We start from the raw sequence: 23,436 nt of genomic DNA on the forward strand, positions 1-23,436 counted from the left end.
GGATAAGCTTTAGCCGGAACAACTCCAAGTCTCAAGTTGCATTATGATTAAATGGAGATGAGTATAACTTCCTGTACTCTTCAGTTGATGAGCTCTATGAAATATGCAAGATTTCAACCAATAATTATTGGCATGCGGCCGCGCCATGAAATCCGGCTTTAAACATCGGGGCTATCTAATGCATAAATCTCATTTTATTTTGCTGGTTTTGGCTATATTATTGATTGCTATCGGCTTTCTGGCCGTCTTGCCACCTTTCGAAGGCTTCGATGAAACTGCCCATTATTCTTCTATCCAGCAGATAGCTGACACAGGAACAATTCCCCGTTACGGCCAAAGTTTCTTGAGTCTCACCGTCGTAGATTACGGTCTACATGGGCCATTGCCTTACAGTTCTCTCACGCCACCTTTTGATAGAAATAATGGCATGACTTACGCAGTTTTTTTTGTTTCACCCGATCATGTTGCTGCCTATAAAAATTTATATCGCAATCCGTTCGTGCCCAGATCGTTCAAACCGAGTAAAAAAGCGAATTGGCAGTCACAGCATCCGCCACTTTATTATTTACTAATGGCTCCCTTGATGAAGGCAACGGCTTCCTGGTCGTTCGTGACACAACTGTTCGCGTTGCGCCTGGTGTCTTTTCTATTTGCCTTTGCTGGCCTCATGATCGGCTTATACGCCAGCGTTACCCATTCGGCACCAACATTACGCCGCTCAATGTTATTAGGATTTCTGTTGTATCCATTAATGGTACCAATGTTTTTTGCAGAGTTTGCCCGTCTTGGCAATGATTCGCTCTGTTTGCTATTGTTCGGTATGATATGGGCGGTGTTATTGCGCTGGCTTGAAGACGAGTATGATAGCAAAAGATCATTACTACTGGGAATTTTGCTGGGACTTGGCCTATTAACCAAAGCTTTTTTTCTGCCCATCACTTTTGGCATCGGCTTATTTATGTTATTCCGCATATGGCGTGAACGTAGCGATCATAAAATGTTTGCGTCGAGATTAAAACATTTTGTGCTGATGTTTGGGCCACCATTACTGCTGGGAGGAAGCTGGTATGTCCACAATCTCCTGCTTTATGGATCATTTGTTGGCGGCAGTGATTTTATTACCTTGACACGTCGGGGAGGATTACTAGCAAATCTTAAGGGAGAGCTGACGTCATTTGCTTTTGTACGAGGCATTGTGGCAACTTTGGTCACATGGTCTTGGGGCGGTACGTGGTCGCTGACACGGATAAATGAGGTGTTTCGTATCCCTTTACTGGTGCTGACCGGATGGTTGTTCTTTAATTACATAAGTCAAGCGCGTCGCCACATATTAACACATGTTATTTGGTTACCGGTGTGGTTGTCCGCAACTTTTTTTATTGGATTAATATATCATGTTTTTGTGGGCATTGCTTTGACTGGGAGCGGCAACACACCAGGTTGGTATCTTCATATTGTGGCACCCCTCTTTGCTTTTGTGTTCGCGTTCGGCTTAGCTGAAATTGAAAACGACGGGATATGGAAACGAAGATTATTTAATAGTTTACTTGCCTATACGGTATTTTTTCTGATTATCATTAATTGGATGCAGATGGTCATGTTTGCCGGGTTGGCAATTAAAGGCGATAATAAATATTATCAATTTCAGGACCATTTCGCGTGCCTGACGCGAGCGGCTGACGTGCTAAAACGCCTTGATATACTCGGCTGGCCGCTTTTGGCTGTCATCTGTTTTGGTGGTGGACTATTATGCGTGGTCTTAAGTTTAGCAGGAATATTCCGCACTCAAGCACGGGTGAATATTTCGGATTAGCTGAGTAGCACTACAATTCCAGCATTGACAGCAGTACTCGCCATATGAAATAAAACAATCGACTAACATTATTGGAGAAAAAAGAATTGCCAGATACTGCGCAATATATTCGGCAAATTAAACAGAGCCTTGATCGTGCGATGATTGCGGATTACTACAACATTATCCGCGAGCTTAAATATATTGAGCAAAATAAATTTAAAGATGAAACAGTTTTTTTCAAAAAAATAAACAGGCTCAAAAGAATCGTATTTCTTTCCAATAAGCGTTATCTTGCGCGGGCACAAAATATCCCCCCTCTCAGATTTCCACACGAATTGCCTATATCAGCCAAGAGACAGGAGATCATTGACGGCATTAAAAAACATCAGGTGACCATCATTACCGGTGAGACCGGATCGGGAAAGACAACGCAAATTCCCAAAATGTGTCTTGCCGCTGGCTGCGGACGGCGCGGCATTATCGGCCTTACCCAGCCAAGGCGCATAGCCGCTACCAGCATTGCCCAGCGCATTGCGGCAGAATGCGGTAAGGAGTGCGGGAAATCCATTGCCTATAAAATACGCTTTGAAGAAAAGACATCCGCAGAGCCGTTGATCAAAGTCATGACCGACGGCATCCTGCTTGCCGAAACGGTTAAAGACCGTGACCTGCTGGCCTACGATACCATCATTGTGGATGAAGCCCACGAACGCAGTCTGAACATCGATTTTATTTTAGGCTATCTGCGGACACTGCTCACCAAAAGAAAAGATTTAAAGGTGATCATCACTTCGGCCACGATCGATACGGCCAAATTCTCCGAGGCTTTTGATAACGCGCCGGTCATCAAAGTTTCCGGCCGGATGTATCCGGTGGAAGTCCGCTACCGGCCGGTTGATCCGGTCAAGGAAGAAAAAGGCGAAACAACCTACATCGACGAAGCCGTTGCCTGCGTGGAGAGTTTACAGCGGGAACGCCGTTATGAAGATATTTTGATATTCATGCCGACCGAGCAGGATATCCGGGAAACCTGCGGGCTTTTAGACAAAAAATGTACCGGCCTGGTCCTGCCTTTATACGCGAGGCTTTCCGGCTCTCAGCAAAGACTTATCTTTAACGCGGCCCCTGAGCAAAAAATCATTGTCGCGACAAACATCGCGGAAACGTCCCTGACAATTCCCGGAATCAAGTATGTCATTGACGCGGGACTGGCGCGTATATTGGAATATAATCCCCGCAGCCAGACCACCGGCCTGCCGATCAAACCCATATCATTGAGCAGCGCCGAGCAGAGAAAGGGACGCTGCGGCCGCGTGCAGAACGGCATTTGCATCCGCCTCTATTCGCAGGAAGAGTTTTCGCAAAAACCTCTTTACACGCCGCCGGAGATCATGCGTTCCAATCTGGCCGGCGTCATTTGTTGACCGGCCCCAGCCCAAAAGCATCCGCGACGGCATTGATATTCTGGATGATCTAGGCGCGCTGACCAGAGATGACAGTTCCGAAGAAACAAATCTCTATAAGCTGACTGAAGTCGGGCGGACAATGGCCGAATTTCCGCTTGATCCACGGGTTTCCCGCATGCTGATTGAAGCGCAGAAAGAAAAATGTGTAAGCGAGATTGCCGTCATTGCCGCGGCTCTCTCGATTCAGGACCCGCGAGAACGGCCCTACGATCAGGCCGATCAGGCGTCAAAAGCTCACGCTCTCTTCGCGCATCCCGAGTCGGACTTCCTGACCTATCTCAACATCTGGAATCGCTATCATGGCTCGCTGGAGAGTCTGCCGTCACAGAGCAAACTGAGAAAATTTTGCCACGATCATTTTCTTTCATACAAGAGAATGATCGAATGGCGTGACATCTATCATCAGATACTGGATATTATCGAAGGAACAAACAAAACGGCAAAGGGCAAGAAACACGTCAAGATAGAAATAAATCAGGAAATATCCGATAAAATTCATCGCTGTATTCTCAGCGGTTATCTTTCCAACATTGCTCAAAAGAAGGAAAAAAACTTTTACAACGCGGCAAAGAGCAGGCCGGTAATGATTTTCCCCGGCTCCGGTTTGTTCAATCGCGCGGGCAGCTGGATTGTGGCGGCGGAAATCAGCCTGACCTCGCGGGTTTTCGCCCGCAATGTGGCCAATATAAAAAGCGAGTGGCTGGAGGAGCTGGGCGGTGACAACTGCCGCCGCACTTACGCCGCCGCCCACTGGGAAAAAAATCGCGGGCAGGTTGTCGCTCTGGAAAAGGTAACGCTTTTCGGTTTGACCATCGTGGAGAGCCGACCGGTCGCTTATGAAAGAATTAATCCGGAAGAAGCCCGATCGATATTTATCCGGGAAGCCCTCGTTACCGGAGAGGTTCCCCGCCGGATTCCTTTTCTGGAACATAATTTGTCTTTATTCGATCACGTCAAAACGATGGAAGAAAAAGAGGATTTGATTGCCCATGAACCGGATCCTGATGAAATATTTCAATATCCCGATCAGATAAAAATCGGCGACGCGGCTCTGGCCTGCCGTTACAATTTCGAGCCAGGCCAGAGCGATGACGGCGTGACCATCAATGTTCCTCTGGGACTCGTTTCCCGGACTGCCGAAGAAAATATCGACCGCTACCTGCCGTCATTACTGCAGGAGAAGGCCTTTCACTTATTGAAGTCGCTTCCCAAATCACTGCGCCAGAAACTTCCCCCGCCTCTCCAAATCGCGCAGGCATTGCTGGAGGACAAATCAAATTTAAATAAATCTTTGCCGCAGGCTTTGAGCCGGTTCCTGCACGATCAATACAAAGTAACCGTTCCCCGTGATGCCTGGGCGCTGGACAAACTACCGGATCACTTAAACGTCCGCTTCAGTGTGATTGATGAAAAAGGAAAGGAAATAAAAAACAGCCGGGACATTAATCTCCTGCAGAAGGAGCTTGCCGAAACGATCAATACGTCGGCGCTGGATAAAATCAAAGGGGATTGGGAAAAAGAAGGAATCACCCGCTGGGATTTTGGTGAATTACCGAAGCAGATTCCTCTCACCGGCATTCAGGGTCTTGTCGGTTATGCCTATCCGGCCCTGCAGGTCATTGACGATTCCATAAATCTGCGGCTTTTTTCCGATCGGAAAGAAAGCGCCGCCAGTCATATCCGGGGCATCGCGGCTCTTTATGAAATTCACTTTGCCGACATACTGAAGCAACTCAAAAAGAACGTTACCCTGAGCACCGGGATGAAAGCCATTGCCGCAAATATCGGCAATCCTAAGCAATTGGAGCAATCGATCATCAACAGAGTCAAAAAAGATTTATTCTTCAAACCATGGCGCAGGCAGGAAGATTATGTTCGACACGCTGATGCTCTGGATTCTAAATTTCTGCAATATGGCCAGCAGGTACTTGTTTCCATTGAACCGGTATTGAAAGCCTTTGATGAGATTCATGCCTGTGTGCAAAAACTCATGAAGAAAAATACCAGCAATCAACCAGTGTTGAAATTCCTCAAAGAAATCCAGACAGAACTACAAAGCTTTGTACCGATTGATTTCCCCGAGTTCTATATATTTGAACGCATGAAGGATTTACCGCGATACTTTAGGGCACTTGCTTTGCGAGCCGAGCGGGGAAGCCTCAATCTCGCCGCGGCACAAAAGAAAATGCAGCAAGTTTTGATTTATTCCCGGCAGCTGCAACAAATGATTACATCAGATAAAGAGCCTATACCTCAACACATCGGGATTAAGGAAATCAGCCGCTTGAAGGACGATATTTCAGTGGATTATCCGGAAGAAAAAAAGACGCTGATTGAAGAATTATTCTGGATGATTGAAGAATACAAAATATCACTGTTTGCACAGGAACTTAAAACTCCCTACCCTGTATCACCAAAAAAGTTAAATCAGTTGATTGAGGAAATCGAAAAATTTTAACTGAAATCTTCCTGCCAAAGGAAATATTGATTCGGACAACGACTTAATCTTTCGCTAAGCTTCTCCCCCTCCAGATCATATAAATCGCGGGATAAATAACCAATTCAAGAATAGTCGAGGTTATCACGCCGCCGACCATGGGCGCGGCAATCCGCTTCATGACATCGGCGCCGGTGCCGTGGCTGAACATGATGGGGATCAGGCCCGCCAGAATGACGCTCACCGTCATGATCTTGGGACGGATTCTCTTTACGGCACCGTACATGATGGCCTCTTTCAGATCGGAAGCCTTGACCATTTTTCCTTCTTTTTTCCACTTCTCATAGGCAAGGTCAAGATAGAGAAGCATTACTACACCAGTTTCCGCGTCGAGCCCCGCCAGCGCGATGATTCCCACCCAGACGGCAATGCTCATGTTGTAATTGAGAATGTAGAGAAACCAGAAAGAACCGACAAGGGAAAAGGGAACGGCAAGAAGCACAATCATTGTTTTGACCGCTGATCTCGTGTTCAGGTAAAGGAGAATGAAGATGATGAAAAGGGTCAGAGGAATGACCATCTTCAACCGCTCATGGGTCTTTGTCAGATTTTCATATTCCCCGCTCCAGATAAGCCGGTAGCCTTCGGGGATCTCCAGCGTCGATGCTTTTTGTTTTGCCTCCTCCACATAGCTGCCCATGTCCCGTCCGGAAAAGTCAATGAAGACATAAGCGGTAAGAAGTCCTTCTTCACTTTTGATGGCTGTGGGACCCTTAACGATTTTTATATCCGCCACCTCGCCCAGGGGTATCTGCGTAACCTGCGGCGTTGCCGCCATGCCTCCCGGACCAGGCACAGCCGGCACAGCACGATTGGTCATCATGACCGGTACTAGAATCCGCTTGAGTTGTTCCACATCGTTGCGCAAATTTCGGGGATAGCGAATATTGACGGGATACCGCGCCCGTCCCTCAACGGTCACTGTCAGGTTCATGCCCCCGATGGCCGTCTGAATCACCTCGCCCACATCGTCCACGGTAAGACCATATCTTGCAGCCTCAGCGCGTTTTATGGCGATATCCAGAAAGTAACCAGTTGTCACCCGCTCCGCATAGACACTTCGCGTACCGGGGATATCTTTTAAATGATGCTCCAGGGCCAGGCCTATTTTTTCAATTTCTTCCAGATTCGGCCCCAGTATCTTTATTCCAACGGGTGTCCGAATGCCTGTAGCCAGCATGTCGATGCGGGCTTTGATCGGCATGGTAAAGGAATTGGCCACGCCGGGGATGGTCAGTGCGTCATTCATCTCGTCTTTTAGTTTTTCTACCGTCATCCCTGCGCGCCACTCGGATTCCGGCTTCAGGTTGATCACCGTCTCGAACATTTCCAGTGGCGCCGGGTCTGTGGCCGTCTCCGCTCGTCCCGCTTTTCCGAAAACCTGGGCAACTTCCGGAATTTTTTTTAGGATCTTATCCTGAATCTGGAGCAAGGAGGACGCTTCGGAAATGGATGCTCCGGGCATGGTCACCGGCATATAAAAGAGCGACCCTTCGTAAAGAGGGGGCATAAATTCCGAACCGAGTTTCATAAATGGATAAATAGTCAAAATCATAATAATGATGGCGGCAACGATAACCGTCTTTTTGAATCTCAAAGCAAGCCGGGCGACGGGTTCATATATTTTGTGCAGGACGATGCTGATGGGATTTTTTTCTTCCGGCCGGATTTTTCCACGGATGAAAAGCGTCATCAAAACCGGTGTCAGAGTAATCGCCAGAAAAGATGAGAAGAGCATGGCGAATGTTTTCGTATAGGCCAGAGGCTTGAACAGCCTGCCCGCTTGGGCCTGCAGGGTGAAGACCGGGAGGAATCCCACCGTGATGACCAGCAGAGAGAAGAAAAGAGAAGGGCCGACTTCTTTGGCCGCGTCGACAATTACATCTACGCGGTTCCCCGGCTTCCCCTGATGTTCCCACTCTTCGAGCTTCTTGTGGGCATTTTCCACCATGATGATGGCGGCGTCCACCATAGCGCCGATAGCGATGGCGATGCCGGACAGACTCATCACGTTGGAGGTAACACCCAGATAATACATACTGATAAAGGCCATAAGAATGGCGATGGGTAGTGTGACGATAACCACCAGGGCGCTGGGCAGGTGAAAAAGAAAGACCAGACAAACCACGCTCACCGCGATGATAAGTTTGATAATCTCTTCTTTGAGGGTAGACATGGATCGCTTGATCAGGTCTGACCGGTCATAGGTCGTGACAATTTTTACGCCTTGAGGAAGACTGGGCGCAAGGTCACTGTTGATCTTTGCCTTAACCCGCTCGATCACATTCAAAACATTTTCACCCGTCCGGACAATTACAATCCCGCCGGCAACTTCTCCCCTGCCATTCAGATCTGCAAGACCTCTGCGGATTTCCGGTCCCAGTTGGATACGGGCTACATCCTTTAAATAGATTGGCGTTCCGCCGGGGTTCGCACCCACGGCGATACTTTCCAGATCTTGAAGCCCCTTGATGTATCCCCGTCCCCGGATCATGTATTCCACGCCGGATAGTTCAAGGACGCGTCCTTCCACATCCTGGTTGCTCTTTCTGACTGCCTCCATGACCTTCGTAATGGGAATATTGTAGGCAAGAAGGCGGTTAGGATCGACGGTTATCTGGTACTGCTTTACAAAGCCGCCGATGCTCGCAACTTGCGAAACGCCGGGAACGCTTTCCAGTCCCAGTTTAATTATATAATCCTGAATGGAGCGTAGTTCGGAAAGATCATGGCCGCCTGTTTCATCGACGACGGCGTAAGAAAAACCCCAGCCCAGGCTCGTCGCATCAGGACCCAGGACCGGATTGACATCGGAAGGAATTTTGTTCTTCACGGCCTGGAGATATTCCAGGATACGGCTTCTGGCCCAATAGATATCAGTCCCTTCTTCAAAGATAACGTAGATGAAGGAACTGCCTAAAAATGAAAAACCGCGCACCGCCTGAACCTTCGGAGCGGCCAGGAGGGTGGAGGAAATAGGGTAGGTAATTTGATCTTCCACCAGATCAGGGCTGCGGCCCGTCCATTCGGTGTAGATGATAACCTGAGTGTCACTCAAATCCGGAAGGGCGTCGAGGGGTGTATTCTTTACCGCCCAGTAACCCCAGATAATGGCCAGGGCCATCATGAGAAAGACTGCGAATTTATTGCGGGCGGAAAATTCAATTATTTTGGCAATCATAGTGAGACTCGCTTAAATATTGTGATTTCGCGATCAAATCTCATAAAGGAAAGGAATATTACTTTCCTGTCCCATATTTTCCCCCTTTCTTAAAGGGGGATTGAAGGGGATTTTTTTATTAAATCCTCCCCGACCCTCCTTTAAAAAAGGAGGGCAATTCCTTTCTTCAAAAAAAGAGAGGAATTATATGAATGACAATATCATTTCCTGCGCAGGGGTTTTATGCCCTTAAGTTGAGCTTCGGAATCAATCAGGAAATTGGCCGAAGAGGCCACCTTTTCACCGGCTTTAATTCCACGCAGCACTTCTACCAAGCCATCCGCCCGCAGGCCAAGCTCTACTTCACGTGGTTCAAAGGCGCCTTCTCCTTTATCCACATAAACTACCTGCGATGTGCCGGTATCGATTACTGCTGACTCCGGAACGACAAGCTTTTGACCAAGGCTTATCCTGATTTCCACATTCGTGAACATCTGGGGTTTCAACTGGCCTCCCGGATTGGGAATCATTAGGCGGATTTTCGCCGTCCTGGTATCCGCGGCAATTGTGGGATAAATATAATCAATCTTTGATGATAATTCTTTACCCGGAAAATAACTTAGGGTAATTTTGGCCGGCTGGCCGACTTTCACAAAAGGCATTTCGTATTCGTAAATATCAGCGATGATCCAGAGCGTGGAGAGATCGGCAATGTCAAAGAGCTTTTCTCCCGGCATAACTTTCATGCCCTGAACGGCCATCTTCTGCGTAACAAACCCGCTGACAGGACTGTATAAAGTCAACGTACGGACAGGTTTACCTGACTGCTGGATTTGTTTGATCTGTTCTTCCGATATATCCCAGAGCCGCAGCCTCTGTCTTGCCGCATCCAGAGCGGCGTCGGCATCCTTGGCCAGCATAAGGCTGAGCGTGTCATCTTTTTTCTTGTCATCCGGTTGTTTTGCCCATTTTAAAATTCCCAGGAATTCCTGTTGTGTCGCCAGAAGCTCCGGGCTGTAAATTTCCACCAGCGGATCTCCTTTTTTGACGTAGCGCCCTGTGTAATCTACGTGGAGCTTCTCAATCCAACCCTCAACCTTCGTATTGATAGTCGCCTGCTTGCGCTCATCAGCCTCAATCCGTCCCACGGTGCGGATGACTTTCGGGATAGGTTTTAGGGAAGCCTTGACGGTCTTGACCCCGATTAGTTGCTGTTGTTCTGAAGAAATATCCACCTGAGGAGTTTCTTCTGTCATCTCTTCCGGTGGAGCCGGTTGCGGCGCTTGAGGTTTTACGGTCTTCTGTTTTTCCGCCGCCGGGGGCGGCATGGTATGTCCGGCATGCCCCTGGGCGTAAACGGCATTTGCCGTCATGAAGCTCATTAAAAATAACAAGCAGATAGCCGATACAGCGAGAAAATTCCGATCTTTCATTTCTTTCCCCCTCCCGGCGCTGAATTCAGGCCTTGAGTAATTCCCTGAAGTCTCGCGATGGCTTTTTCTCTTTCCACAAATTGATTCCAGTATAGAATTTGATAATCCAACAGCGTCTTGAGACGGGAGATCACGACAATCAAATCCGTCCTCCCATTGGAGTATTCCGTCAGAGCCAGATCCACATCCTGTGTATTCTTGGGAATCAAACCGTTCGTATAAAGATCCATCAGCTTTTCCGATGATCTGAGCATGGAAAAATTATCCTTTATCGCCGCCGCAATCATCAGCTTTACGGCCTCCAGTTCCTGTTTCGCCTGCGCATAAGACGCCTTCGCCTCGTAAACCGCCGGTTCCTGCTTCGTTTTGAAGAATATAGGAATGTTTATCGTTGCCGTCGCGCTCCACATATCTTTGAAATCACCTGAACGGTTGGAATATCCGGCGTTAATACTGAAATCCGGATAATACTCCTTCTGTGTCATGCGAATTTTGGTGTCGGCTGCCTCTATGATTTTATACCGTGCTTTTATTTCAGGAGAATTGCTCAGCGCTGTTTTCACGGCATCATCCGCATCGAGATAAAAAGGTTGATATACCGGATCTATGGGTCTTCCCAGAGGCGGTCCGTTTTCTCTCCCGATCGCGGCTTTCAGCATGGCTTCCAGCGACTGTATCTTCTGTTTGAACATCTCTTCTTTTTCCAGAAGCATGTATTTTTCCGTTTGCGCCATGAGGACTTCCTGCTGTATGGCTTTACCTGCCGCATAGCGGACCAGCGTCAGATCCTCTATTCTGAGAAACAGTTTCAGTTTGTCCTTGATGAGGTCAATATTCTTATAGGCCAGGAAGAGATCGAAATAAAGTTCTTTGACTCGTGCCACGGTTTTCAGTTTCAGAAGCTCATGCATGGCTTCCATGCTCTCGGCATCCCGCTGTACCATCTCCCCTTTCAACGCGCGCTTGCCGGGAAAAAGAAACTGCTGCGATGCCGAAAACATCCACTGGGAACCCTGTTCTTCGCCGTAGGTGTACTTGTCAAAGCCCTCGTTCTGATAGCCGACGGAAAACATAGGGTCAGGAAGACTCGCCGCCTGAGGAACACGATACCTGGCGGCCCCTATCTTCGAGAGCGAGGCTTGAATTTCAGGGCTGTTCTTCAAGGCCTCTTGCGTAAGATCAGAGAGCCTTAAATCCTGGGCAAAGGCAGACGTGCCCAGAAGAAAGACCGCGATTGTGAAAACAAATATGTGCGTAGTCTTAACTGACATCCACATTGAGTTTTACCGCCTGTGTCTTTCCGGCACGCGTGATTTTGATATTAACTGCCCAGGCTCCCGACATGGAAAAATTAACTCTTGCCATATACCGGCTACCGTTCAATTCGGCTTTTGCCTTGTAATTCATGGCCGGCATTCCGGGCATGGCCGGCATGCTGTAATCCACGGTCACCATGGCATCGGTTACATTGACCCCTTTGTCATCCTTGATGTTTATCTCCATCTTATTTGGACCGGTAATGGGCGGATTCTTGTCCAGCTTTACTTCAACCGTGTAGCCGCCGGCTTTTTTTATGACCGTGTAATCCTTCGCAAAGGCAAACCCTGCTGCAATTAATAATATGATTAACGCCGTAGCAAATTTCTTCATAATTTGTCTCCTTTCATTAATTTATCCAATATAATTAAATAATTTGTTCAATATCAAAAATATAATCATCTATTTGGCAATGTCTATAGAGTCATTTATTTTTATTTCGCCGCCAGTCAGCACTTTGGCGAAAATTCCTTCTCTGGGCATGACGCAATCTCCGACTGTGTAAAATATATTGCACCGGCTGTGGCATTCTTTGCCTATCTGAGTGACTTCCAGCAGAACTTCCTTCCCGACTTTTAACCGTGAGCCGATGGGTAGCGCTGGCAGATCAATGCCTTCAGTAGTGAGATTTTCCGCAAAATCACCATAGTTAACATCGAGTCCCTTGGCTCTGATTTTTTCTATACTTTCTTTGGCCAGGAGACTAACCTGTCTTATGATATCGGCTTGGGCGTGGGCGTCATTTTCGAGACCCAGGTTTTCCAGAAACAGACCGCAGTCGATATTGCTCTTTTTTTCACCTTTTTTCTGAGAAATATTTACCGCCAGAATTTTCCCACATATTTTTTTCATCTTAAATTACCTACTCTAATGAGTCCTAAGTTGTTGTGTTTTTAGATTCCTATCTTTTCGTTCAGTGATAACCTTCTTTGTCTTGTTTTTTTATTTTTCTTTATAGAAGTCGTTTTGGAGGGAATGATCTTATTCATAAGAACATCGCGGGTAACTTCTTTGAATTTTTGCGCGGCTATTTCCACATCATCTTGTGCATCCACGATCAGGGGTCTTAATATTGTGTTCAAGAAATCTATTTGTTTATTGTATTCTTTTGTTCCATCGAAGGCCAGCGAATGGAAAGAAAGTCCGATAAAATATATGAATATGGAAAGGGCAAATTGCCGCGATATGTTAAGTCTCTCGGACACACCACCTATATTAACGTCTGCAAAAACAGAATAAACGGCTTTCCACTGCTCGATATCCGTATTCCGAAAGTGGTCAATCGCAAGAAGCATGATGTTCTCATAAAACTCACCTTTTTCTTTCAAGTAATCCACAACGATGTCAAAACGATCGTGGATTTTTTCGACAGAACTGGTCAGGCGGATATATTCGTCCACATTTTTATCACCGATCCAGGCCATCATCGCTGCGAGAATGTCTTTCTTAGAGGGGAAATAATTATAGAGCGTTCCAGTGGACACATCTATCTCAGCGGCAAGTTGCCTCATGTTTATATTGAAATAACCCCTACGGGTAAATAGGGATAAACTTTTTTCCAGAATCTTTTCCCGGTATTCATCATGATTAACAATCTTTGGCAAAGGCAACTCCTCTTTTTAAATTAAATTTTATTCAGTTCATTCCATTTCATTTTACTTGACTCTTCCTATTCGTTAAAACGAAAATGGCATTCAAGGCCAATAGATTCGGCCAAAGATGCACAATTTTTTTTTCTCTCAGATAATGGGCTTCCACGATCCGGATATTTTTTTCTACACAAAAGTTTTTGAAATCTGTGATACTTAAAAAGCGAACGTTCGGTGTATCAAACCACAGATAAGGCAAAGATCCTGTAATAGGTGACTTCCCCTTGAAAAACAGCATAAGCCGCGATTTGATGTAGGCAAAATTGGGGAACCCGACAATGACCTTGTTGCCGATACGCAGGGCTTCCTGAATGACTAAATCGACTTTTTTTACTTCCTGCATGCTCTGGTTCAAAATAACATAATCGAAAGAATTATCCGGATATTCCAGTAAACTGTTTTCAATATCATCCTGAAAAACACTTAATCCCTTCCTGACACACTCCTGAATTGCTTTATCATTCAGTTCAATCCCTTGAGCCTTGATGCGCTTATCCCGGACAAGAGGATAGAGAAGTTCCCCTTCGCCGCATCCTAGGTCTAAAACGCGCGCATCGGGTTCAATAATCGAATAAATGATTTGATGATCAAGATTAATACTATTAGATTCCATAATTGCCCGTTACCAGATATCCGTTAAATGTCTTGTCGAGAAAATGTTTGATCAGCGTTGTCTGTTCATCCACTTCAATAAGAAAAGCGTCATGACCGTAACTGGACGTCAACTCGCAATATGTAGCATCAACATGCCTCCTTTTTAATGCGCGTACTATTTCCTGCGACTGGTGGGATGGATAAAGCCAGTCGGACTTAAAGGAAATGATTAGGAAGCGAGTGTTAATGGTCTTTCCGTGAGGGATGAGTTTTCCTCCAGACAGATCAAAGTAATCTATCGCTTTTGTAATATAGAGATAAGAATTGGCATCGAAGCGCTTCACAAAATTAGCTCCCCTATAGCGCAGATAACCTTCCACTTCAAAATCAGCGTCAAATCCGAAGCTGAACTTATCGTTCTTCAACCGCCGGGAAAATTTTTCTTCCATGGATTGATCACTCATGAAAGTGATGTGGCCAATCATGCGGGCAACCGACAGTCCCTTCTCTGGCTGACCATATTCATAGTAATTCCCTTCACGCCATGCCGGATCAGCCATGATGGACTGCCGGACAACTTCGTTGAAAGCAATCTGCTGGGGAGAGTGTTTCAGTGCCGTCGCAATAGGAATGGCCGATCGCACCCGCTCGGAATAGGAGGCAACCCATTGGAGTACCTGCATACCTCCCATGGAAGCACCGGCAACGCACAACAGTTTATCGATACCTAAAAAATCGATGAGATGCCGCTGAGCGTGGACCATATCGGCCACAGTTATAAACGGAAAATCCAGCGCATAAGGTTTTCCCGTAGCAGGATTCAGAGAAGACGGGCCCGTAGAACCTTTGCAACCGCCGACGACGTTTGAGCAGATGATGAAGTACCGGTTTGTATCAAAGGCCTTGCCCGGTCCGATCATATTATCCCACCATCCCGGATCATCCTGTCCACGATGAACGCCTGCCGCGTGGGCATCGCCGGAAAGCGCGTGCAGCACCAGGATTCCATTCGATTTATCCTTGTTCAATTTTCCGTATGTTTCATAAGCAAGGGTGATCGGCCCCAGTTTATCTCCGCTTTCAAATTTATATTCCCTGCCCGGCTCGGCAAAGGTGTAATACTGCGTTTCTACAACGCCAACCGATTCACCATATATTTTTTCGTTTCTCGTTTTCTTCATAATTATCAATCATCCTCTCCCCTCAAGGGAGGTGAACTTTTCCCTCCCCTGGCGGGAGGGATGAAAGGGAGGGGGTATGTTCGTAGTAAAAACCCTTACTATTTCTGAAACAGCCACGTTGACAAATACCTTTCCCCGCTGTCCGGCAAAAGAGCGACTATCATTTTACCTTCAGCCTCCTTGCGTTTTGCCACTTCCAGGGCAGCCCAGAGAGCAGCACCGCTGGATATCCCCACGAGGATTCCCTCTTCCTTCGCCAGTCGCCTGGCCATCTCTCCGGCATTTTCATGGACAACCTGGATAATTTCATCAATCACGTCTCTGTTCAACACATCCGGTACAAATCCGGCGCCAATGCCCTGAATTTTGTGAGGCCCGGGTTTTCCGCCGGATAGAACCGGGGAATCTGTTGGTTCCACAGCAATTATCTTCACGGAAGGATTTTTCTTTTTCAATACCTCTCCGATACCGGTAATCGTCCCGCCGGTTCCGACTCCTGCAATAAAATAATTAACTTTCCCGTCCGTATCATTCCATAACTCCTGGGCCGTCGTCCGGCGGTGTATCTCTGGATTGGCCGGGTTTTTAAACTGCTGAGGCATGAAACTGTTTTTATAGCTTGCAGCCAGTTCTTCCGCCTTTGCAATGGCTCCTTTCATGCCCTTGGCTCCTTCCGTTAGAACGAGCTCTGCCCCCAGAATACTCAAAAGATGTCTACGCTCCATGCTCATTGTATCGGGCATTGTGAGGACAAGCCTATAACCTTTTGCCGCGCAGACAAAGGCAAGGGCAATCCCTGTATTGCCGCTAGTCGGTTCGATGATCACCGTATCTTTGCTGATAAGCCCCGCTGTTTCCGCCGCCTCAATCATGGCAACACCGATTCTATCTTTCACGCTGGAAAGAGGATTGAAGGATTCGATTTTTACAAGAATCTCAACGTTCAATCCTTCCTGTATTCTATTGAGACGCACCAGAGGTGTGCCTCCGACTGTTTTGGTAATATCTTCAAATATTCTAGCCATAATAATCTCCTTAAATTAAACCTTTGCCAAGGCCTGTTCAATATCGGCAATAATGTCATCAATATGTTCAATTCCTATGGACAGTCTAATGAAATCCGGTGTCACTCCTGTAGCTAACTGTTCCTCCGCAGATAGCTGCTGGTGTGTTGTCGTTGCCGGATGGATCGCCAAAGTTTTCGCGTCGCCTACATTTGCCAAATGAGAGATGAGTTCCAGAGATTCGATAAACTTCTTTCCTGCTTGGGCGCCGCCCTTGATGCCGAATCCGATAATCGCTCCGGCACCTTTCGGAAGATATTTTTTCACCCGCTGTTGTTCCGGACTGAACTTAAGTCCCGGATAATTGACCCAATTGACTTTCGGATGTTTCTCCATATAACCGGCCACACTTAAAGCATTTTCGGAATGACGGGGCAGTCTCAAATGGATTGTTTCCAGTCCCTGCAGAAAGAGGAAAGCGTTAAACGGCGACAGTGCCGGTCCCAGATCACGCAGAAGAGATACACGAGCTTTAGTTATATATGCGATATTACCGTGCGGTTTCAGGGCTTCCACAAAATTGATTCCGTGATAACTCGGATCAGGATCAGCGATCAACGGAAACTTGCCGTTTGTCCAGTCAAATTTTCCTGAATCAACAATAACTCCGCCCAGCGATGTACCGTGACCGCCGATAAATTTAGTAGCCGAATATACTACAATATCCACCCCGAAATCAATGGGACGAAGCAGATAGGGCGAAACGGTATTGTCCAAAACAAAGGGAATGCCGTTTTTATGCGCGACATTGGCAATGCCTTCTATGTCGGCCACGTCCAGTTTAGGATTGCCGATAGACTCCGCGTAAATCGCCTTAGTCTTAGGTGTGATTGCTTTCTGCAAAGCATCGAGGTCGTTAGACTTGACAAACTTGACCGTAATCCCGAGACGGGAAAAAGTGTAATGTAACAAATTGTAGGTCCCGCCGTAGAGATTGTCTGCCGAAACTATTTCATCTCCGGCCTGGGCGATATTGAGAAGCGCCAGGGTAATGGCCGATTGGCCGCTGGCTACCGCCAGTGCCCCGACACCGCCATCCAGAAGAGCCATCCTCTTCTCAAAAACATCCGTCGTTGGATTCATCAGCCGTGTATAAATATTACCAAACTCCTTCAGGCCAAAAAGATTAGCCGCATGCTCAGTGTCTTTGAACTGATATGATGTTGTCTGATAAATGGGCACTGCACGTGATCCCGTTGTCGGATCCGCATCCTGGCCGCCATGTAGGGCCAGGGTTTCTATTTTTAATTTTGTATCGATTTTACTCATTGTATTTTATCCTTTCATATTAGTCTCATGCTTGTTCTCTGTCCGGTTATTCTCTCTTCTTGACTAAAGATGGAGCTACACATTATGTGTCCCCGGGCGAGACCTGCCGCAGTTAGAGTAATATTCAGCAAAACCGATCTTTCCTTCTTTGTTGATGTGAAAAAAGTATTCGCATGTCTACTTTCCATGCAAAACCTCTTCTATTGTTCCACCGCCCAGTACGCGGTCATTTTCATAAAAAACCACCGACTGGCCGGGGGTGATAGCTTCCTGCTCTTCAGCAAAGATTACTCTCAGTCTGCCGTTTTTGGTAGTTACTTCGCAAAGCGCCTCTTTTTTCCGGTATCTGATCTTCGCATACAATTGCTTGGGCCAATCCCGCACCAGTATATTTACATCGCTGGCCAGAAGCCCTTTTGCCATTAAGTCTTTCTTTTCACCAACAACAATAAGATTTTTATCGGAATCAATTGATACAACATACAGCGGCGTTGTATGACTTATACCCAAACCTCCCCGCTGTCCGATAGTATGAAATATAATTCCCCGATGCTTCCCCAGAACCTTTCCCTGCATATCCACAATCGGACCCGGTTCTAATTTCCGCACCCTTCCTAACAGAAACTCCTGATAATTTTTCTGTGTTACAAAACAAATATCCTGACTCTCCTGTTTTTCCGCAACAGGCAGGAGTGCTTTTTTCGCTACCTCCCTTACTTCCTCTTTGCTCAGAGAAGCGAGGGGGAAAAGTATGTTACCAAATCCATCATAAGGAATGGCGTAAAGAAAATATGTCTGATCTTTTTTTCGGTCTTTCGGCCTTTTCAGACAATAACCATCTTCATTTTGTTCAATGAACGCGTAATGACCGGTTGCCAGAAAATCAAACCCGAGCCCTTTCGCCTTTTTCAGAAGACTCCCGAATTTCAGGTAACGGTTGCATTCGACGCAGGGGTTTGGTGTTCTTCCTTTCTGATATTCGCTGATAAATTTTGCGATGACCTTATCTTCGAGTTGGGCCGCATAATCAAAAACATAGTGAGGAATTTTCAGCCGATCGCAGACTCTTTTGGCGTCATCGATCGCGGTGACACCGCAACACTTCGCTTCATCTTCCGTTGAGATGCCTAAACACATTGTTACGCCGGCGACATCGTAGCCTTCATTTTTGAGCAGCATGGCCGCAACTGACGAATCAACACCGCCGCTCATCGCTACCAAAACTTTTTTACTCATTTACTTTGATCGCTCCCTTCTAAATTTTCCTGATTATATAGACGGACTTATCGCCTGCTCTTTTTTCTCATTATTCATGACAACTAACTGTTCCAGCGTAATTGAGTTTAATATTTCCGATATCTTGCCGCCCAGCATGGTCCAGATATCACGACTGGCACAGGTGCTAACTCTGGGGCAGGCCTTGGGGTTTTTTACACAATCAACCAGACAATCTCCTTCGAATACATCAACAATATTTTTCAAGGTTATCTGCGATGGAGCTTTGGCCAGCGTATAACCTCCGGATGATCCCCTCACAGAATTAATCAGACCAACCCCTTTGAGCGGAATTATTATAAGGCTCAGATATTTTTCAGAAATTTCCTCCTCACGGGCAATATCTTTTAGAAATGTATTACCCCTTCCGTAATTTCTGGCCAAAGCCAGCATTAATCTCAGCCCGTAGCGTGATCGCGTAGAAAGTTTCATAAATTCAATTCCTTACAATTCACTATCAATACTATTGATTTACTAGTAATTAAACTAACAGAGTTAATTTGTCAAGAAAAAGTTTTTATTGATTATGTAAATTACAATTAATCTTAATTTTAATAATTAAGTTCGTTGCCTCAAGAATTTAGACATTCAAGGGAAATACTCTTGTGAATTATCGGATATGCGAGTCTGTTCAATTCTCAACCGAAGCGGCTACAATGTTTTTGAAAACGCACCATTGCGCCAATTGCTCTTTCAAAGGAAGGAAAAGCGGGAACTCCGGCTTCACAGAACCGCCTCCGAAGCTGTGATCCCTTTATGATGAGATCCTGATCACCGCCGTCATAATCAATTGTAAAGACTGTTGGTTTGGCTTTCTTGTGTGTTTTGATGAAATGTACGATTTCAGCAACCGAATCGGGAATATCCGGACTGTGAAACGCAAGACGCGGAATTAAGCGGTCGACAATCACCATGTGAATATTTTCATCTTTATAGGCCACGTCCAGCACTTCAAAAAGACGCTCAGGCACAAGAAAAACCTCCCAGAGGTCAAGTGGATTTCCGGCGATGCTTCCAGCTGTGGGCACAAATGGACGGATTCTTTCCATGCTTTCATTTGATAGTGTGGGCACATCCAGTCCGGCCCGAATGCATGAGTCAGAAAAAATAACGCTGTTGCCGCCTCCGCCGCCGATAATGAATACTCCTTTACCGTGTGTTTTAGGCAGAAGCGAAAATGCCAGACCTGTATCGACCCATTCATTCATGTTAGTGACACGTACAATGCCTGTTTGTTCGCAGACTGCATTCCATATTCTTTGATTGCCGGCCATTCTTCCCGTGTGGGATTCAACCGTCGCTGTCCCCTGGGCTGATTCGCCACCTTTCAGCATGATGATGGGTTTGCTGGGCGATATAGCCCTGGCCAGATTAAAAAATCGTCTTCCGTCACTGATGCTTTCCAGATAGACAGCGATGATGCTGACATCATTATCGTCAGCCATGAACTCCAGAAAGTCCGGGCTGTCCAACACTGTCGCATTGCCGATACTTGCCGCTTTACTCACACCTATGCCCAGCGAACAAACATATTCCGTGAAGCGCTGCGTCACGCTGCCGCTCTGGGAGATAATTCCCAAACAGCCGTCGCGACCGGGAACGCCGCCCCAGGCCGTCAGGTGCACAGATGGACAATAAGGTCCCATGCAGTTGGGACCCATAATCAGAAGATTGCGCTCTGCGGCTATCTCTACAATTTTATTCTCCAGCCGCTTTCCTTCTTGTGTTCCGATCTCACTGAAACCTGACGTCAGTATATGAATGTAGCGAACACCCGCCTTTGCGCAGTCCTCGAGCACGGATGGCACTATATCGGCCTTCACCGCAATCATCACCAGATCGGGTATCTCCGGAAGCGCTGCAAGCGAAGGATAAGCCTTCAGCCCCTGAATCTGCAATGCTTTGGGATTGATCGGATAAAGGCGTCCTTCATATCCCGCCTTCAGATAGTGACTGAGGAAACTGTTTCCTCCAAAAGTAAATGCTTCACGGGAGACGCCGATAACGGCGATGCTTTCTGGCTTGAAAAATCTGCCAAGCTCCGATGCTCGACGACGTGACATAAATTTTACCTCTATTCATTTTCGTTGCGGGTGATCGTGCCCCGCGTTTTTCTACCATAAGTTAAGTTAGAGTTCAGCCATTTTTTAAGCCGCTATCGATTAAGAATTGAATAAATGTTGAGGATTTCAGGAAGAAATATTGAAATAAACAATAAATGTCGATTGCTAATTCTATTTATGTTCCCTGCTCTGACAAAACTTGATCAACGGCATATTCCTTTGTTTTTAGCCAATTCCAGTGCTTTACAAACTCCTAATTTACAAGCCTTTTGTAAATCCCTGCAACCCGATTTGTCATTGTCCTGTTTTAAATAAGCAAGACCCCTGTTATTGTAAGCATCGGCATAATTCGGTTGCAAATGAATGGCTTTATTATAGTCTTCTATGGCACGTTGATATTGGTGAAGGCTGCCGTAATTAATCCCTCTGCTGTTGTATGCGATTATTGAATTTGGTTCCAGACGGAGAACTTTATTATAGTCCTCTATGGCATTTTGATATTGACCAATATTGTTGTAAACAGTTCCCCTGTTGTAGTAGGCCAAAACATTATCCGGTTTGAGGCGGATAGCTTCATTATAGTCCTCTATGGCACGCTGATTCTGGCCAAGATTTTTGTAAGCAACCCCTCGCTGGTTGTAAGTCTCAGCGTTATTAGGCTGCAGTTTAATAGCGTTATTCAAGTATTCAATTGCCTTATTCGGCTCCGTATATTGTTTCCCGTCCCATAACAGGCGCGCTCTGCTAATCCAGTCTTCCGCCGATTTGCCCTTTTCCGAGCATGAACAAAGAAAAATTAAAACACAAAAGATAAAAACGATAATCTTGCGCATAAAATCTCCGTTCGTATTTTTATTTGTTTTTTTATTATCACAATTGTTGAGAAAATTATATTAATAATTATTTACCTGCAGATCCCAGGGCTGCAAACGATTGCAGTAAATACTTCCGATGTGAGGAATAGCAAAATCCATCAATTTAGAGCAAATTGAGCACGCTCCTCGTTTTCCAGCAACAAATATATTCTTGCAATATCCGGCTCTTTCGACATAATTATCTCGGCGATTTTAAAATATTAAAGGAGAGGGAATTACTCATGGGAAATATTTCTTTTGAAATGACCAGAAGGCAACTGATGCAGACAGTGGCGGCATCCGCCTTTTTTCTGGGAATGCCGAATATTACCGGTTGCTCGTCTATTCCCAAATATCAACCGGCAGGCACCATCGAGGGTAAAACACTTTATCTCATCCATAGCAATGTTCTTGATGTTATCCTGGGTGTCATCCGTCGTGACCAAACTATTGCCATACGGAATGGTGTCATTGAAACTATTGCCAATGAAAGCCCCTCTGCAAGGGAAGGCGATATAATTATAGATTTGAAAAATCAGTTTATTATACCCGGCTTGATTGACGCGCATTGCCATGCGACCCTGCCTGGCCAATCGGAGCTCAATCCTTTGGGAATTTTAACAATTATGAATCAACAGAAAAGAAATTACATCCAGCAGATAAAGCATGGCGTGACGACTATCCGCGACATGGGCGCGATGCCGAAATTACTGCATGACTTCATATCACAAATAGAAAAAGGTGATCTCATCGGTCCGCGGGTTGTTTACTGCAATTCATTCACCAATATCTATGGCGGGCACCCCGATATTGATCCTTCAGACGTCAGCATTTTTTCTCCGGTGGTGATTGCGTTTGCCGGTGACACCAATTTATGGTTCAAGAATACAAAGGATCTGGAAGAAAAGATGCGGAAAAACTCCGCCTTCGGCGCATCGTTTATCAAACTAACCATGGACCAAAAGTCCGTGCTGTGCGGAAAAGGTGAGATTCCAGCTTATACAGATGAACATCTAAAATTGATATTTGACTACGCGCAGAAAAATAATCTGGCCACGGCCGGACACATTCATACCAAATTCGGGTTTGACCGTGCTCTGCAATACGGGATCAGTTCGATGGAGCATTCCATTGCTGACGCGGTGCTGACGGAGAAAGAAATAACCGCAATGGCTAAAAAGAATATCTCCATTGTGCCAACCATGATCATCGCGCAAATGCTGGCCGCACCGGAAGCCTATGAGGAACTGCCTCAAAAATACCGTAACGATTTCATTGATAGAGAAATGACCATTCGACGCGAATACATAAATTCTTCATTGGGAGATTATACTGAAACATCCATTCATGAAAGCAATATAGTTCATCTAAAAAACTATCGTAAACACGGTTGTGGCAATTTATACCAAAAAGGAATGTATATGCCCAATCCTGAAATTTATTTCGATATCCTGCTTGTCGGACCACGAAATTTAATGGCGATGAAAGACGCGGGCATTGCCATTGGCTGCGGCACAGACTCCGGAGTTCCTTTTTCATATCATGGAAGTCTATGGCGCGAAATGGAAATGCTGGGCCGCGTTGGATTTTCTTGTCTGGAAGCCTTGCAGTGCGCCACCATCAACAACGCAAAGATTATCGGAATGGCCGACAAAATCGGATCGGTGGATAAAGGAAAATACGCTGATCTGGTTGTACTGAAAGAAAACCCTTTGGAAAACATCAAAGCTTGTCGTAATCCGCAAGCCGTCATCAAAGACGGCAAGATTTATGATGTCAGCAAAATTATATTTAATGCATAACGATTTCGTTTCTGTGA

18 protein-coding genes are annotated in these 23,436 nt (G+C 46.1%); 4 read left to right on the forward strand and 14 right to left on the reverse strand.

Features of this window, described 5'->3' with window-relative positions; genetic code table 11:
* The first annotated feature begins 145 nt into the window (after positions 1-145).
* The 3 genes from CVU62_03555 to CVU62_03565 all read left to right on the forward strand — a co-directional run bounded on the left by CVU62_03555 (position 146) and on the right by CVU62_03565 (position 5,719).
* Complete coding sequence (locus CVU62_03555; protein ID PKN39282.1) at positions 146-1,813, forward strand: hypothetical protein; 1,668 nt, start codon at positions 146-148, stop codon at positions 1,811-1,813.
* Positions 1,814-1,899: 86 nt separating this feature from the next.
* A complete protein-coding gene (locus CVU62_03560; GenBank protein PKN39283.1) occupies positions 1,900-3,219 on the forward strand; it encodes a hypothetical protein in 1,320 nt (439 codons plus the stop codon).
* A gap of 121 nt (positions 3,220-3,340) precedes the next feature.
* Entirely contained in the window at positions 3,341-5,719 is a 2,379-nt protein-coding gene (locus CVU62_03565) for a hypothetical protein (GenBank protein PKN39284.1), read from the forward strand.
* 43 nt (positions 5,720-5,762) lie between these two features.
* Here the strand turns inward: CVU62_03565 and CVU62_03570 are convergent, their stop codons facing one another.
* From CVU62_03570 to CVU62_03635, 14 genes are all read right to left on the reverse strand, one after another.
* Positions 5,763-8,939, reverse strand: coding sequence for a CusA/CzcA family heavy metal efflux RND transporter (locus CVU62_03570; GenBank protein ID PKN39285.1), 3,177 nt, complete (start codon positions 8,937-8,939; stop codon positions 5,763-5,765).
* A 200-nt stretch (positions 8,940-9,139) separates the two neighbouring features.
* A complete protein-coding gene (locus tag CVU62_03575) occupies positions 9,140-10,351 on the reverse strand; it encodes an efflux RND transporter periplasmic adaptor subunit (protein ID PKN39286.1) in 1,212 nt (403 codons plus the stop codon).
* Positions 10,348-11,628, reverse strand: a complete 1,281-nt coding sequence (locus tag CVU62_03580; GenBank protein ID PKN39287.1) for a hypothetical protein — start codon at positions 11,626-11,628, stop codon at positions 10,348-10,350. Before CVU62_03580 ends, CVU62_03575 begins: the two co-directional genes overlap by 4 nt.
* Positions 11,612-12,001 carry a hypothetical protein gene (locus tag CVU62_03585; GenBank protein ID PKN39288.1) on the reverse strand — a complete coding sequence of 130 codons (390 nt, stop codon included), beginning with the start codon at positions 11,999-12,001 and terminating at the stop codon, positions 11,612-11,614. Before CVU62_03585 ends, CVU62_03580 begins: the two co-directional genes overlap by 17 nt.
* 69 nt (positions 12,002-12,070) lie before the next feature.
* Positions 12,071-12,511 (reverse strand): MOSC domain-containing protein, encoded by a 441-nt coding sequence (locus tag CVU62_03590; protein ID PKN39461.1) that lies wholly within the window; start codon positions 12,509-12,511, stop codon positions 12,071-12,073.
* A gap of 50 nt (positions 12,512-12,561) precedes the next feature.
* Positions 12,562-13,278, reverse strand: coding sequence for a hypothetical protein (locus CVU62_03595; protein ID PKN39289.1), 717 nt, complete (start codon positions 13,276-13,278; stop codon positions 12,562-12,564).
* 40 nt (positions 13,279-13,318) lie between these two features.
* Positions 13,319-13,930, reverse strand: coding sequence for a methionine biosynthesis protein MetW (gene metW / locus CVU62_03600; protein PKN39290.1), 612 nt, complete (start codon positions 13,928-13,930; stop codon positions 13,319-13,321).
* Positions 13,920-15,092: a homoserine O-acetyltransferase gene (locus CVU62_03605; GenBank protein ID PKN39291.1), complete on the reverse strand. Its 1,173-nt coding sequence runs from the start codon at positions 15,090-15,092 to the stop codon at positions 13,920-13,922. The genes metW and CVU62_03605 overlap by 11 nt, the downstream gene beginning before the upstream one ends.
* A gap of 98 nt (positions 15,093-15,190) precedes the next feature.
* Positions 15,191-16,117 (reverse strand): cysteine synthase A, encoded by a 927-nt coding sequence (gene cysK / locus CVU62_03610; protein ID PKN39292.1) that lies wholly within the window; start codon positions 16,115-16,117, stop codon positions 15,191-15,193.
* Positions 16,118-16,132: 15 nt separating this feature from the next.
* Positions 16,133-17,425 carry an O-acetylhomoserine aminocarboxypropyltransferase gene (locus tag CVU62_03615; protein ID PKN39293.1) on the reverse strand — a complete coding sequence of 431 codons (1,293 nt, stop codon included), beginning with the start codon at positions 17,423-17,425 and terminating at the stop codon, positions 16,133-16,135.
* Positions 17,426-17,602: 177 nt separating this feature from the next.
* Positions 17,603-18,661, reverse strand: coding sequence for a tRNA 2-thiouridine(34) synthase MnmA (locus CVU62_03620; protein PKN39294.1), 1,059 nt, complete (start codon positions 18,659-18,661; stop codon positions 17,603-17,605).
* Between the two features lie 33 nt (positions 18,662-18,694).
* Positions 18,695-19,132, reverse strand: a complete 438-nt coding sequence (locus CVU62_03625) for a hypothetical protein (GenBank protein ID PKN39295.1) — start codon at positions 19,130-19,132, stop codon at positions 18,695-18,697.
* Positions 19,133-19,338: 206 nt separating this feature from the next.
* Positions 19,339-20,763, reverse strand: a complete 1,425-nt coding sequence (locus CVU62_03630) for a hypothetical protein (GenBank protein ID PKN39296.1) — start codon at positions 20,761-20,763, stop codon at positions 19,339-19,341.
* Positions 20,764-20,966: 203 nt separating this feature from the next.
* The gene (locus CVU62_03635; protein PKN39297.1) at positions 20,967-21,596 is read right to left on the reverse strand and encodes a hypothetical protein; all 630 of its coding nucleotides are present in this window, start codon (positions 21,594-21,596) and stop codon (positions 20,967-20,969) included.
* A 263-nt stretch (positions 21,597-21,859) separates the two neighbouring features.
* Between CVU62_03635 and CVU62_03640 the strand changes: the two genes are divergently transcribed.
* Positions 21,860-23,419: a hypothetical protein gene (locus CVU62_03640; GenBank protein ID PKN39298.1), complete on the forward strand. Its 1,560-nt coding sequence runs from the start codon at positions 21,860-21,862 to the stop codon at positions 23,417-23,419.
* The last annotated feature ends 17 nt before the right edge of the window (positions 23,420-23,436 follow it).

Source organism: Deltaproteobacteria bacterium HGW-Deltaproteobacteria-2 (assembly GCA_002840505.1).
In the GTDB taxonomy this organism is placed as follows: domain Bacteria; phylum Desulfobacterota; class Syntrophia; order Syntrophales; family Smithellaceae; genus Smithella.

Excerpts from the sequence above, each read along its gene's own strand:
- CVU62_03555 (PKN39282.1), top strand. The coding sequence starts at position 146 with ATGAAATCCGGCTTTAAACATCGGGGCTATCTAATGCATAAATCTCAT.
- CVU62_03565 (PKN39284.1), top strand. The coding sequence starts at position 3,341 with ATGGCCGAATTTCCGCTTGATCCACGGGTTTCCCGCATGCTGATTGAA.
- CVU62_03570 (PKN39285.1), bottom strand. The coding sequence starts at position 8,939 with ATGATTGCCAAAATAATTGAATTTTCCGCCCGCAATAAATTCGCAGTC.
- CVU62_03575 (PKN39286.1), bottom strand. The coding sequence starts at position 10,351 with ATGAAAGATCGGAATTTTCTCGCTGTATCGGCTATCTGCTTGTTATTT.
- CVU62_03580 (PKN39287.1), bottom strand. The coding sequence starts at position 11,628 with ATGTGGATGTCAGTTAAGACTACGCACATATTTGTTTTCACAATCGCG.
- CVU62_03585 (PKN39288.1), bottom strand. The coding sequence starts at position 12,001 with ATGAAGAAATTTGCTACGGCGTTAATCATATTATTAATTGCAGCAGGG.
- metW (PKN39290.1), bottom strand. The coding sequence starts at position 13,930 with ATGGAATCTAATAGTATTAATCTTGATCATCAAATCATTTATTCGATT.
- CVU62_03605 (PKN39291.1), bottom strand. The coding sequence starts at position 15,092 with ATGAAGAAAACGAGAAACGAAAAAATATATGGTGAATCGGTTGGCGTT.
- cysK (PKN39292.1), bottom strand. The coding sequence starts at position 16,117 with ATGGCTAGAATATTTGAAGATATTACCAAAACAGTCGGAGGCACACCT.
- CVU62_03615 (PKN39293.1), bottom strand. The coding sequence starts at position 17,425 with ATGAGTAAAATCGATACAAAATTAAAAATAGAAACCCTGGCCCTACAT.
- CVU62_03620 (PKN39294.1), bottom strand. The coding sequence starts at position 18,661 with ATGAGTAAAAAAGTTTTGGTAGCGATGAGCGGCGGTGTTGATTCGTCA.
- CVU62_03625 (PKN39295.1), bottom strand. The coding sequence starts at position 19,132 with ATGAAACTTTCTACGCGATCACGCTACGGGCTGAGATTAATGCTGGCT.
- CVU62_03630 (PKN39296.1), bottom strand. The coding sequence starts at position 20,763 with ATGTCACGTCGTCGAGCATCGGAGCTTGGCAGATTTTTCAAGCCAGAA.
- CVU62_03635 (PKN39297.1), bottom strand. The coding sequence starts at position 21,596 with ATGCGCAAGATTATCGTTTTTATCTTTTGTGTTTTAATTTTTCTTTGT.
- CVU62_03640 (PKN39298.1), top strand. The coding sequence starts at position 21,860 with ATGGGAAATATTTCTTTTGAAATGACCAGAAGGCAACTGATGCAGACA.